Source organism: Allobosea sp. WAO, assembly GCF_001509835.1.
Classification (GTDB): domain Bacteria; phylum Pseudomonadota; class Alphaproteobacteria; order Rhizobiales; family Beijerinckiaceae; genus Allobosea.
Map to the genome: position 1 here is coordinate 326712 of NZ_JXTJ01000003.1, position 12907 is coordinate 339618.

A 12907-nucleotide genomic window follows, 5' to 3' on the forward strand; every position below is an offset into this window, starting at 1 on the left:
CTCACCAGCCTCAGGGCACGACGCCGCGGCAGGCCCAGGCGACGGATGCGAACGAGCGAGGGCCGTCCGGCTTTCCGGCTTCATAGGCGGCCCTGACGGCCTCTCTAAGCTTGGTCTGGCGTGGCTCGTCGAGCCCGGCGACGTACTTGCCGATCGGTCCCTCACCGGCCGAAATCGGCTCCCAGTAATCAGCGAAATTCTCGTAATCCATCCGGATCGTCAGCGAGCTTTCGGTGACGTCGCGCAGGCCCTGGGCGAGGAAGCTCCGGCGCATCTCGCCCGGCCCGGTCATCGGCCGGAAGCAGTACTCGCTGCGCGCCTCGCCTGCGCCTTCGTCGATCGCTGCCGCCGTATCCCAGAGCATGCGCATGACGGCCATACCGCCGAGATGGTCCCAGACCGCCGCGGCGACGACGCCGCCGGGCCGCACGATGCGGCGCATCTCGGCCACCGCCTTGTCGGCCTCGGGCACGAAATGCAGCACCAGCAGCGAGAGCGCCCGGTCGAAGCGCCCATCCTCGAAGGGAATGGCGGTGGCATCGCCTTGCCTGATCGCGATGCGCGGGTCGGTGTTGCGCCGCTGCGCCTCCTCGACGAAGATCGGAGAGAAATCGATCGCCGCGATCTCGCCGATCTCGGCTGCCTGCGGCAGCGTAAAGGTGAGGCTGCCGGTGCCGCAGCCGACATCGATGACCCGCTCGCCATCCTCGAGGCCGGCGAAGCGGATGAAAGGCTCGGCAAGCAAGCGACTCCAGCGGCCCATGAGGCGGTCATAGCCGGCGGCGCTGCGGACATTGAAGCTCGACGACATCATGCTGCTCCCTGCTCGCCCGGAAGCCCCGCTGCCGGTTCCGTGCCGCTGCATGACGCCACGAGCGGGCGTCGGCGCGCCCTTCGGAACCGGAGCGGGAGATTTCACCAGACCGGGCGCCGGCGCAATGCGCCGCCACTGGCAATTCCGGCTGAGCCCTAGCGGTGCGCGCACTTGCAGCCGGCCCGCGGCGCGTTAAACCGGTGCCATGGACGCCACCGCTCCCCAACCCAGGGCCGCCGATCTCCTCGCCTGGTATGACCGGCATCGCCGCGTCCTGCCCTGGCGCGCCCTGCCGGGCGAACAGGCCGATCCCTACCGGGTCTGGGCCTCCGAGATCATGCTGCAGCAGACCACCATCACGGCGGTGAAGCCCTATTTCGAGCGCTTCATGGCGCGCTTTCCGACCGTAGAGGCGCTTGCCGACGCCCCTTCGGAAAGCGTGATGCAAGCCTGGGCCGGGCTCGGCTATTATTCCCGCGCCCGCAATCTCCATGCCTGCGCCAAGGCTGTCGCGGAGCACCATGGCGGCCGTTTCCCCGACACCGAGGAGAGCCTGCGGGAGCTGCCGGGCATCGGCGCCTACACGGCCGGCGCGGTGGCCGCGATCGCCTTCGACCGGCCGGCGGCGGCCGTCGACGGCAATGTCGAGCGGGTGATGACGCGGCTCTTCGCGATCGAGGAGGAGATGCCCGGCGCCAAGCCGCTGGTCCGCGAGCGCGTGCTGGCGCTGATGCCGGATCGCCCCGGCGATTTCGCGCAAGCCTTGATGGATCTCGGCGCGACGATCTGCACGCCGCGCTCGCCGGCCTGCGGGCTCTGTCCTTGGCGCGCGCCCTGCCGGGCACGCATCGCCGGCACGCAGGAGACCTATCCGCGCAAGGCGGCGAAGAAGACCGGCAAGACCCGCTATGGCGCTGCCTTCGTCGCGCAGCGCGAGGATGGCGCCGTGCTGGTGCGCACCCGCCCGGCCAAGGGGTTGCTCGGCGGCATGGTCGAGGTGCCCGGCGGCGAGTGGCGGGCCGACTATCCGCTGGGAGAGGCGCTGCGCGATGCGCCGTTGCCGGCGGGGTGGCGCCGGCTGATCGCGCCGGTACGTCACGTCTTCACGCATTTCCCGCTGGAATTGACGATCTTCGTCGCCGCGCTGCCATTGGAGGCGCAGGCGCCAGCGGGCATGCGCTTCACCCCCTTCGCGAGGCTGAAGGAAGAAGCCTTTCCGAGCGTCTTCCTCAAGGCGCTCGAGGCGGGGCTGGAAGGGTTGCAGCGACATTGATGGCGCAGCCGCCGGTGGCCTGTGCCGTCACCACATGCTCTACTTCCGGCGGCGGCATCGCTGCCGCAGGGCAGGGCGCGCTATCCGGCGCGGCCGGGCGAAATGCTGGAGACCATGGTGACCGAAGCCGACAAGCCGATCATGCGCCTTGAGCTTCGCAGCGAGATCGTCTGCCCGGCCTGCAACCACCGGAAGATCGAGACGATGCCGGAGGATGCCTGCCAGTTCTTCTACGAATGCGAGGGCTGCGGCGCGGTGCTGCGGCCGAAGCCGGGCGATTGCTGCGTGTTCTGCTCTTACGGCTCGGTGCTCTGTCCGCCGATCCAGCTTGATGGGCGGCCATCCGGCGCGGCTGGCTGCTGCGCCGGATGCTAGGGGAGTCCGTCAGGCTGCGGAGAGCTGCGCCCGGATCTCGCCGCGCAGCGAGTCGAGCAGCACCGGCGCGCCCTCGCGTTCGACATGCCAGAAGGTCCAGCCATTGCAGGCCGGCAGGCCCTGCGCCAGCGCGCCGACCTTGTGGATCGAGCCAACTACCGGGTCGAGCAGCAGCGTGCCATCGGCGCGGATCAGCGCCTCGTGGCGACGCTTCACGTCGAACACCCGCTCGCCCGGCTTGACCAGCCCGGCTTCGACCAGGCTGAGGAAGGGCACCCGCGGCTCGCTGCGCTTGGACGGCGCCGTGGCGAAGGCTGCCGGCGGCAGCGGCTCGACCGCGTCGATGCGGGCACGCGCCGCCCTGGCATAGGACTGCTCGCGCTCGATGCCGATGAAGCGCCGGCCGAGCGCCTTGGCGACGGCCCCGGTCGTGCCGGTGCCGAAGAACGGGTCGAGCACGACATCGCCGGGATTGCTGGCCGACAGCATCACCCGGGCCAGCAGCGCCTCGGGTTTCTGGGTCGGGTGCACCTTGGCGCCGCTCGCATCCTTCAGACGCTCATCGCCGGTGCAGAGCGGCAGATACCAGTCCGAGCGCATCTGAAGGTCGTCATTGCCGCCCTTCAGCGCTTCGTAATGGAAGGTGTATTTCGAAGCTTCGCCACGCGCCGCCCAAATCAGCGTCTCATGCGCATTGGTGAAGCGCCGGCCGCGGAAATTCGGCATCGGGTTGGCCTTGCGCCAGACAATGTCGTTCAGCATCCAGAAGCCGAGATCCTGCAGGATCGAGCCGACGCGGAAGATGTTGTGATAGGAGCCGATCACCCAGAGCGCGCCATCGGGCTTGAGCACCCGGCGGCAGGCGGTGAGCCATGCCCGCGTGAACGCGTCATATTCGGCGAAGGACGCGAACTTGTCCCAGTCGTCGTCGACGGCGTCGACGAGGCTGTCGTCGGGCCGGCGCAGATCGCCACCGAGCTGGAGATTATAGGGCGGATCGGCAAAGACCATGTCGACGCTGGCCGGAGGCAGCGAGTCGATCGCCGCGACGCAGTCGCCGACGATGACCTGATCGAGGGGTAGTGCCGGGAAATGGCCCGTTGTGGATGGAAGGCTCTTGGCCTTCATCCGGGCCCCCAGTGCGGGCCGTCCGGTACGCGAGACTTGAATCCGGACGGCGGCACTGGCGGTCCCGGTACGCGAGATACTCATGACGCCCAGACCGTTACGCAACTTCAACGGTCATGATCTTGGGCCGGTCAGGGTAAAGACCGGGTTTCCGACTTGAAAAAAATGCGTCCCATTCTGGGGCTGCAGATTTTGCCTAGCCCTTTGAATGTGTTGATGAATCGGTAACGGAAGTTAAGGAAGGGTAAGCGCCCCGGGGCGCGGCGGACAGCGCCCTGCTGGGGCTTGACATGCGGGTCGCCGCTCGCCGGAGGAGGCTTTCCGGCAGCCCGCCTTCGAGGGCGTTCCGAGCCCTCACCGCGCTCCGTTCCGGGTAGGCCGAGCGTGGCCTGAAAGCCTTCAGTCCGGCCGCGTCCAGACGCCCTTCACCGGTGCGAAGGAATAGCGATGCGCCGGGCAGGGGCCGTGCTCCTTGAGGGCGCTGCGATGCTTGGCAGTGCCGTAGCCGGCATGGCCGGCAAAGCCATAGGCCGGGTAATGCCGCCCGAGCCGCGCCATCATGCGGTCGCGCGTCACCTTGGCGATGATCGAGGCGGCGGCGATCGAGGAGATCAGCGCGTCGCCGCCGATGATCGCCTCGCAAGGGCAGGGTAGGGTGGGCGGGTCGTTGCCGTCGACGAAGACGAGGCCGGGCGAAAGCGGCAGGGCCGCAACCGCCCGCCGCATCGCCAGGAGCGTCGCCTGCCGGATGTTCAGCCGGTCGATTTCCAGCGCCGAGGCGCTGCCGATACCGATGCCGAGCCCCTGCTGGAGGATGATGTCAAACAGCGCATCGCGGCGGGCCGCGCTCAAGAGCTTTGAATCGGCGAGCCCCTCCGGGATCGCGCCGGGATCGAGAATGACCGCTGCCGCCACGACCGGGCCGGCGAGCGGGCCGCGCCCGACCTCGTCGACGCCGGCGACGAGCTGGCATCCCTGCGCGATGGCGCGCGCCTCATGGCTGAAATCCGCGAACATGGCGGCAGGCTATGCCAGATCGGGGCGACGAAATCTGCCCCGGCACTGCCGGCGTCCACAGTGCCCGTATCGGCAAGCGGGCTCAGAACAGGCTGAGCTGTGCCTTCTCCTTCTCCGGCTTGACGAAGAGGTCGCTGCGCAGCCGCAGCCGCGCCGTGTTGAAGCCGAGCCGCTCGGCCGCCATCTCGAAGCGCCGGCCGATCATCCAGGCATAGGGGCCGGAGCCGACCTGCCGCTGGCCCCAGGCCGCATCATAGTCCTTGCCTCCGCGCGTCGAGCGGATCAGCGAGACGACATGGCGCATCTTGTCGGGGTGGTGGGTGACGAGCCAGTCCTGCACCAGATCCTTCACTTCGAGCGGCAGGCGCAGCAGCACATAGCCGGCCTCGCGCGCGCCGGCCGCCTTGGCAGCGTCGAGAATGCGCTCGATCTCGTGTTCGTTCACCGCCGGGATGATCGGTGCGACCAGCACGGTGACCGGGATGCCGGCTTCCGAGAGTTTGCGGATCGTTTCGATGCGCTTGGCGGGAGAGGCGGCACGGGGCTCCATGCCGCGCGACAGCTTGGCGTCGAGCGTCGTCACCGAGAGCGCGACCTTGACCAGGCCCTTCTCGGCCATCGGCGCGAGGATATCGATGTCTCGCTGCACCAGCGCCGATTTGGTGACGATCCCGACGGGGTGGTTGAACTTCGCCAGCACCTCCAGGATGCCGCGCATGATCCGCAGCTTCTTCTCGATCGGCTGGTAGGCATCGGTATTGGTGCCGATCGCGATGGTGCGCGGCTGGTAGCTGGGCGAGGAGAGCTCCTTCTCGAGCAGCGCTGCCGCATCTGGCTTGGCCGTCAGCTTGGTCTCGAAGTCGAGGCCGGGCGAGAGCCCGAGATAGGCATGGCTCGGCCTCGCGAAGCAGTAGACGCAGCCATGCTCGCAGCCGCGATAGGGATTGATCGAGCGGTCGAAGGAGATATCCGGGGAGTCATTGCGCGTAATGATCGTCCGCGGCTTCTCGATCGAGACCTCGGTCTTGAAGGGCGGCAATTCGCCGAGCGAGCCCCAGCCATCATCCTCGTCGAAGCGCTGCTCGGCCTCGAAGCGCCCGCCGGGATTGATCGTCGCGCCGCGTCCGCGCCGCCGCTCCGGGTCGATGCGGTGGCCGGCATGGGCCAGCGGATCGACCGGTGCGATCCGGGCGGAGATCGAGGCCGGCTCGGCATCGCGGCGCTTCAGCGCCTGCGTCGCCGGCGGCCGTGCGGAAGGTCGAGCTTGGCGCATCGGGTGGCTCCTCGCCGGAATCGCCGGCTTCACGACGAATGAATGTGAACAAAAAGAGAACATATGGCAAGTGACAGGATTGCGACATGTTGCGGTGCGTCATAGGCTTGGGCTCATGCTCACAGCTGTCATTCGCGCCAATGGCCGTTCCGAAGCTCTCGCCGCGACCTTGTCGGTTCTGATTCCCGCGGTGGCGGGCGGCACGATCGGCCACGCCGTCGTGATAGGCGCTGGCGACGATACCGAGACCGAGCGGCTCGCCGATGTGACCGGGGCGAGCTATGTCGCGGCGCACAACGGCGCTAGCTGGGCCGCGGGCGTCGAGCGTGCGCGCGGCGACTGGGTGCTGCTGCTCGAAGCCGGCGATCTGCCGGAGCCGCATTGGGCCGAGGGCGTCGAGCGGCATCTGATGACGGCCGCGACCACGCCGGCGCTGATGCCCTTGCGCGGCATCGCCGCGCTACGCGAATGGGGTGCGGTCTCGCTGCGCTCGCGCGGCGTCAGGGCCGGGTTGATCGCGCCGAAGAAGCAGCTGCTTTCCGGCCGCCTGCCGGCCTCGCCGCGCCGGCTCGCCGTACGCCGCGAGCGGGCGCAGGCGTAGGACCTGCCAGCACCGGCTCGTCAGAGCCGGTCGGTCTGGAAGGTGTTGCAGGCCTGCATCGAGCCCGAGTTGAAGCCGGCATTGAACCAGCGCATGCGCTGTGCCGACGAACCATGGGTGAAGGAATCCGGCACCACGGCGCCTCGTCCGGCCTGCTGCTGCAGCTTGTCGTCGCCGATCGCGGCGGCTGTGCGCATCGCCTCCTCGACATCGCCGGGCTCGATACGGTCCATCGCCTTGATGTTGTAGGCCCAGACGCCGGCGAAGCAGTCTGCCTGCAATTCGACACGCACCGAGAGCTGGTTCGATTCGCGCTCGGACAGCCGCTCGCGCATCTGGTTCACCTTGGGCAGGATGCCGAGCAGGTTCTGGATGTGGTGACCGACCTCGTGGCCGATCACATAGGCGTAGGCGAAGTCGCCGCCGCCGCCGAGCTTGCGCTGCATCTCCTGGAAGAAGGAGGTGTCGAGATAGACCCGCTGGTCGTTCGGGCAATAGAACGGCCCCATCGCCGACTGGGCGGTGCCGCAGCCCGAGCGCGTCACGCCGTCGAAGACGACGAGGCGTGGCGGCTGGTATTTCCGGTTGGCCTGCTGCGGCAGAACCTTCGACCAGATGTCCTCGTTCTGCGCCAGCACCGCCGAGATGAAGCGGCCCATATCGTCCTTCGGCGGGCCGGCGGATTTGCGCTGCTCCTGCGTCGGAGCACTGCGCCCGCCAATGCCGCCGATCATCTCGGCGCCGCCGATCAGGATGCGCGGGTCGATGCCGAGAGCCCAGCCGACCAGCCCGAGCACGACCATGGTGCCGATGCCGATGCCGCCGCGGCCGCCGGGGAGGCCGGCGAACTCACCGCCGCCGCCGCGCCTGTCCTCGAGGTTTTCGGACTGGCGGTAATCTTCCCAACGCATCGCGACGCCCTTGCTGCAGCGCTGCCAATTTCCGCGAGGCGGCGCCGGAACTCAAGCCTTCATTCCGCGCCGGCCGCCGGCTCCAATCCGATCCCGTCGGCTATGCTCAGTGGTAGCCGCTATCGGCCTTCACCTTGCCGCGGAAGGTCCAGTAGACGAAGGCGGTGTAGAACAGGATCATCGGCAAGAGGAAGCTGACGCCGATCAGCACGAAGATGTGCGAGCTCGGCGCTGCCGCCGTATCCCAGATCGTCAGCCCCGGCGGCACGAGATAGGGATAGTTTGAGATCGCAAGCCCGAGAAAACAGAGCACGAAGATCGCGATCGTGAAGGCGAAGGGCGTGAACTCGTGGTTCCCGTGCAGTCGCTTCCAGACCATGTAGCCACAGAACGCGGTGAGCACCGGGAACGGCCAGAGCAGCATGAGGTTCGAGGGCGTGAACCAGCGCTCGGCGATCCGCGGATGGGCGAAGGGCGTCCACAGCGAGACCAACGCCGCAAAGGCGAGCAGGCCGAGCAACAGCACCTTGGCCTGACGGCGCGCCCGCTCGGCGACCGGCCCTTCGGTCTTGAAGACCAGCCAGGTCGCGCCGAGCAGGGCATAGCCGACCACGACCCCCGCCCCGCACATCAGCGTGAAAGGTGTCAGCCAGTCGAACGGGCCGCCGGCGAACTGCCGGTCGACGACCTTGATGCCCTGGATCAGCCCACCGAGGATGACGCCCTGCGAAAAGGCCGCGAGCGTCGAGCCGAGCCAGAAGGCGAGGTCCCAGATCCGGTGCTTCGGCTTCGCGACCCAGCGGAATTCGAAGGCGACGCCGCGGAAGATCAGCGACAGCAGCATCAGCGTCACCGGCAGATAGAGCGCCGGCATGATCACCGCATAGGCCAGCGGGAAGGCAACCCAGAGGCCGGCGCCACCCAGCACCAGCCAGGTCTCGTTGCCGTCCCAGAACGGAGCGACCGAGTTCATCATCTGGTCGCGCTCGCCCTCGTCTCCGGTCGTCGGGAACAGGATCGCGATGCCGAGGTCGAAGCCGTCGAGCACGACATAGAGCATGACGGCAGTGCCGATCAGTCCGGCCCAGATTACGGGGAGATACCATTCCATCTGGATTCTCCTCAGAGCGCCGGCTGGATCTTGTCGTCGCCGGGCTTGCCGTCGCCGAAGAGTTCGGAGGCCGGCGCCTGGGCGGCTTTCAAGGTCCGCTTCGAGGGCTGCTCGGGCGGGTCCTCATGACTGATCTCGTCCGGCCCCTTGGCGATCAGACGGTTGATCAGGAGGATGCCGGCCGTGAACACCACGCAATAGACGAAGACGAACAGCGCCAGCGAGATCGCGACCTCGGCCGTGGTCACCGGCGAGACCGCGTCCTTGGTGCGCAGGATGCCGGTTGCGACCCAGGGCTGGCGCCCGATCTCGGTGACGAACCAGCCGGCGAGAATGGCGACGAAGCCGGCGGGCCAGGTGTACTGGGCGATCCAGAGCCAGCGCCGCGATTCGAAAATCCGGCCGCGCGACCAGAGCCAGGCACCGACCCAGCCGAACAGGATCATGCAGACGCCGAGCCCGACCATCAGCCGGAAGCCGAAGAAGGGGATCAGCACCGGTGGCCTGTCCTCGACCTTGAAGTCTTTCAGGCTCGGGAACAGCGCATCCATGCTGCCATGGGTGAGCAGGCTGGCGACGCCCGGGATCGAGATCTCGAAGCGGTTCATCTCCGCTTTCTCGTCGGGCCAGGCGAAGAGCACGAGGGCGCCTGGCTTCGACGAATCCCAATGTGCCTCGATCGCCGCGAGCTTGGCCGGCTGGTAGATAGCGGTCTGCTTGCCGTGGAAGTCACCGATCAGCGCCTGCAGCGGCGCGGTCAGCGCGATCATCAGGATCGCCATCCGCACCATGGTCTTGGCCGACTCGGTGCGGTGGCCGGCGAGGAGGTGGCGCGCGCCGGTCGCCAGCACCACGAAGGCGGTGGTGAGGTACGCCGCCGTCATCATGTGGGCGTAACGCAGCGGGAAGGTCGGGCTGAAGACGATCTTCATCCAGTCTACAGGGTAGACGATGCCGTCGCGGACCTCATGGCCGACCGGATACTGCATCCAGCTGTTTGCAGAGAGAATCCAGAAGCCCGACAGCGCCGTGCCGCCGGCGACGATCACCGCCGAGAGGAAGTGCAGCCAGGGTGGCACCCGCTTCCAGCCGAAGAGCAAGACGCCGAGGAAGGAGGCCTCCAGGAAGAAGGCACTCAGCACTTCGTAGCCGATCAGCGGTCCCAGCACATTGCCGGTGACGGCCGAGAACCGGCTCCAGTTCGTGCCGAATTGATAGGAGAGCACGATGCCGGAGACCACGCCCATGGCGAAGGAGACCGCGAAGATCTTGGTCCAGAAGCGCGCCAGCAGGTGAAATTTGGCATCGCCCGTCTTCAACCAGAGGCCGAGCAGCGTCGCGATATAGGCGGACAGGCCGATGGTGAAGGCGGGGAAGACGATGTGGAAGGAGATGGTGAAGGCGAATTGAATGCGGGACAGCAGTAAGGCGTCGATTTCCATCGCGTCGCTCCGGTATTCCGGCCAGCTGCATCACGGCCGTTAGACCCTGCGGGCCACAGGTTCTACTCTGTAGGCTGATTAATCAAGGAGAGGGGCTAGGGCAGCGCCCGACGATGACGCAGCGGCGTGATGCCGCTCCCGCTTAGAGCGCGTCGATCGCCGTCTTCAGCGTGCGCAGGTCGCGCCAGGCCAGGCGCTTGTCGAGCGGGCTGCGCAAGAGATAGGCCGGGTGCAGGATTGGCAGGGCGGGGATGGTCCGCCGGCCGTTGTATTCGAGCCAGCGCCCGCGCGCGGCCATGATGCTCTTCACGTCGAGCAGCGCCATCGACGAGGGCCGGCCGACGCAGACCAGGATATCGGGGTCGACGAGTTCGATCTGGCGTTCGATGAAGGGCTGGCAAATCGCCACTTCCTGCGGCGTCGGCGTGCGGTTGCCCGGCGGCCGCCAGGGCAGGAGATTGGCGATGTAGACATGTTCGGCCCGCGTCAGCCCGATCGCGGCCAACATCCGGTCCAGCAATTGCCCGGAGCGGCCGACGAAGGGCAGTCCGGCACGGTCCTCGTCGGCCCCCGGCGCCTCGCCGACCAGCATCACCCGCGCGGCCGGGTTTCCATCGGCGAAGACGAGGTTCTTGGCCGTCGCCTTGAGCGCGCAGCCTTCGAAGCCCGCCATAGCGGCCTTGAGCTCGTCGAGCGTCGTCGCCTCGCGCGCAAGAGCACGGGCCGAGACCGCCGCTTCGTCCGGGGGGGCGAGCTCGCCGGGAGCGGCGCGGCGTATCGGGTCCGACCCGGGCACGAGCACCGGGCGCGGCGGCGCGGCTGGACGGGGCGCCGCGAAATGGTCGTGCGGTGTTTCGTCGAGCGCCTCGGTCACGCCCATCTCGGCATACCAGGCGATAAGCTCGGCGGGATGTGGCTCGACTGACGACATGATCGGGTCAGCTAGCACGGAAACAGCGGCGCAGGCGACCCGTCTGCCTCAATCCATCCGATGGTCGCCTCACTCCGCATCCAGACTAGGGCTAACTGCCGTTGTCCGCCGGGCGGGCAGGGGCTGACGATCTGCCGAGGTGCGACTTTTGGGACGCGCCGCAGCATTCGGGATTTGCCGCTTTCGCAGTTGCAAATTGACGCATGCGCCCGGATAGAAGGGTTCCAATCTCGATAAAGGTCCGTATTGAGCGGACGCGTCAGATAGTTCATATATAAACTAATCTGCGGATCGAGGCAGAGCGGGCCGTTGGCGGAGGGCAGGATGACACTCGAGGAAGCACAGAGCACCCCGCGCGAGAGCATGGACTACGACGTCGTCATCGTCGGAGCCGGCCCCGCAGGACTCGCCGCCGCGATCCGCCTGAAGCAGCTCGACGAGAACATCTCGGTCGTCGTGGTCGAGAAGGGCTCCGAGGTCGGCGCCCATATCCTCTCCGGCGCGGTGATCGATCCGATCGGCCTCGACAAGCTCCTGCCCGACTGGCGCGAGGACGAGGCCCGCCCGCTGCATACGCAGGTCAGCGAGGACGTGTTCTACTTCCTCGGCCCGGCCGGCGGCGCCCGCCTGCCGAACTTCGCCATGCCGAAGCTGATGAACAATCACGGCAACTTCGTCGGCTCGCTCGGTCTGGTCGCACGCTATCTCGCGACCCGCGCGGAAGCGCTCGGCGTCGAGATCTATCCCGGCTTCGCCGCTGCCGAATTGCTCTATAACGAGGATGGCTCGGTCGCCGGCATCGCCACCGGCGACATGGGTATCGCCAAGGACGGCAGCGTCTCGGACCGCTTTACCCGCGGCATGGAGCTGCGCGGCCGCTATACGCTGCTGGGCGAAGGCGCCCGCGGCTCGCTCTCCAAGATCGCGATCAAGCGCTTCGCGCTCGACGAGGGCCGCGAGCCGCAGAAATACGGCATCGGCCTCAAGGAGATCTGGCAGGTCAAGCCGGAGAAGTTCAGGAAGGGCCTGGTGCAGCACTCCTTCGGCTGGCCGCTCGACATGTCGACTGGCGGCGGCTCCTTCCTGTACCATTTCGACGACAACCTGGTTTCGGTCGGCTTCGTCGTCCATCTCAACTATACGAACCCGACGCTCTCGCCCTTCGACGAGTTCCAGCGCTTCAAGACCCATCCGATGATCCGCGACGTCTTCGAGGGCGCCAAGCGCCTCTCCTATGGCTCGCGCGCCATCACCGAGGGCGGCTGGCAGTCGGTGCCGAAGCTGACCTTCCCGGGCGGGGCGCTGATCGGCTGCTCGGCGGGCTTCGTCAACGTGCCGCGCATCAAGGGCAGCCATAACGCCATTCTCTCCGGCATGCTGGCGGCCGAGCATCTCGTTCCGGCCCTGGCGGCGGGCCGCTCCCATGACGTGGTCGACGGCATCGAGGACAGCTGGCGCGCCTCCGAGATCGGTCGCGACCTCAAGCCGGTGCGCAACGTCAAGCCGCTCTGGTCGAAGCTCGGCACGCTCGGCGGCGTGGCCTTCGGTGCCGTCGACATGTGGCTGAACCAGCTCTTCGGCTGGTCGCCTTTCGGCACGATGAAGCACGGCAAGCCTGATTTCGCCACGCTGCAGCCGATCGGGGACGTCACGCCGATCGTCTACCCGAAGCCGGACGGCAAGATCTCCTTCGACAAGCTCTCCTCGGTCTTCCTCTCGGCGACGAATCACGAGGAGGATCAGCCGGCGCATCTGAAGCTGACCGATCCGAACGTGCCGGTGCTGCAGAACCTGCCGCTCTATGGCGAGCCAGCGCGGCTCTACTGCCCGGCCGGCGTCTACGAGGTCGTCTACGCCGATCCCGACAAGAAGACGGAGCCGCGCTTCGTGATCAACGCGCAGAACTGCGTGCACTGCAAGACCTGCGACATCAAGGACCCCGCCCAGAACATCACCTGGACGGTGCCGGAAGGCGCGGGCGGTCCGAACTATTCCAACATGTAAGGACCGCAATTTCCGGCGCGGCTGATG

10 protein-coding genes and 2 pseudogenes are annotated in these 12907 nt (G+C 67.3%); 4 read left to right on the forward strand and 8 right to left on the reverse strand.

Features of this window, described 5'->3' with window-relative positions; all coding sequences use genetic code 11:
- Window positions 1-10: 10 nt before the first annotated feature.
- Window positions 11-811: a class I SAM-dependent methyltransferase gene (locus tag DK26_RS03110; RefSeq protein WP_066468760.1), complete on the reverse strand. Its 801-nt coding sequence runs from the start codon at window positions 809-811 to the stop codon at window positions 11-13.
- 208 nt (window positions 812-1019) lie between these two features.
- Between DK26_RS03110 and mutY the strand changes: the two are divergent.
- Window positions 1020-2228: pseudogene (gene mutY / locus DK26_RS03115) on the forward strand (A/G-specific adenine glycosylase); the annotation flags it as partial.
- Window positions 2229-2462, forward strand: coding sequence for a GDCCVxC domain-containing (seleno)protein (locus tag DK26_RS03120; RefSeq protein WP_066468763.1), 234 nt, complete (start codon window positions 2229-2231; stop codon window positions 2460-2462).
- A 9-nt stretch (window positions 2463-2471) separates the two neighbouring features.
- On the opposite strand, the gene DK26_RS03125 is transcribed toward DK26_RS03120, so the two are convergent.
- The 3 genes and pseudogenes from DK26_RS03125 to DK26_RS03135 form a co-directional block, all read right to left on the reverse strand.
- Window positions 2472-3590: a site-specific DNA-methyltransferase gene (locus DK26_RS03125; protein WP_066468184.1), complete on the reverse strand. Its 1119-nt coding sequence runs from the start codon at window positions 3588-3590 to the stop codon at window positions 2472-2474.
- 399 nt (window positions 3591-3989) lie between these two features.
- Window positions 3990-4607: a ribonuclease HII gene (locus tag DK26_RS03130; RefSeq protein ID WP_066468185.1), complete on the reverse strand. Its 618-nt coding sequence runs from the start codon at window positions 4605-4607 to the stop codon at window positions 3990-3992.
- Between the two features lie 82 nt (window positions 4608-4689).
- A pseudogene (locus DK26_RS03135) lies at window positions 4690-5766 on the reverse strand (PA0069 family radical SAM protein); the annotation flags it as partial.
- A 229-nt stretch (window positions 5767-5995) separates the two neighbouring features.
- Here DK26_RS03135 and DK26_RS03140 point away from each other — a divergent pair.
- Entirely contained in the window at window positions 5996-6481 is a 486-nt protein-coding gene (locus DK26_RS03140; RefSeq protein ID WP_066468186.1) for a hypothetical protein, read from the forward strand.
- Window positions 6482-6501: 20 nt separating this feature from the next.
- On the opposite strand, the gene DK26_RS03145 is transcribed toward DK26_RS03140, so the two are convergent.
- The 4 genes from DK26_RS03145 to DK26_RS03160 all read right to left on the reverse strand — a co-directional run bounded on the left by DK26_RS03145 (window position 6502) and on the right by DK26_RS03160 (window position 10876).
- Complete coding sequence (locus tag DK26_RS03145; RefSeq protein ID WP_066468188.1) at window positions 6502-7392, reverse strand: neutral zinc metallopeptidase; 891 nt, start codon at window positions 7390-7392, stop codon at window positions 6502-6504.
- A 106-nt stretch (window positions 7393-7498) separates the two neighbouring features.
- Window positions 7499-8503 (reverse strand): cytochrome d ubiquinol oxidase subunit II, encoded by a 1005-nt coding sequence (gene cydB, locus DK26_RS03150; RefSeq protein ID WP_066468190.1) that lies wholly within the window; start codon window positions 8501-8503, stop codon window positions 7499-7501.
- An 11-nt stretch (window positions 8504-8514) separates the two neighbouring features.
- Complete coding sequence (locus DK26_RS03155; RefSeq protein WP_066468192.1) at window positions 8515-9945, reverse strand: cytochrome ubiquinol oxidase subunit I; 1431 nt, start codon at window positions 9943-9945, stop codon at window positions 8515-8517.
- A gap of 142 nt (window positions 9946-10087) precedes the next feature.
- Window positions 10088-10876, reverse strand: a complete 789-nt coding sequence (locus DK26_RS03160; RefSeq protein WP_066468194.1) for a uracil-DNA glycosylase — start codon at window positions 10874-10876, stop codon at window positions 10088-10090.
- Between the two features lie 324 nt (window positions 10877-11200).
- On the opposite strand from DK26_RS03160, the gene DK26_RS03165 reads away from it, so the two are divergent.
- On the forward strand, window positions 11201-12880 hold the full coding sequence (locus DK26_RS03165) for an electron transfer flavoprotein-ubiquinone oxidoreductase (protein ID WP_066468196.1): 1680 nt from the start codon (window positions 11201-11203) through the stop codon (window positions 12878-12880).
- The last annotated feature ends 27 nt before the right edge of the window (window positions 12881-12907 follow it).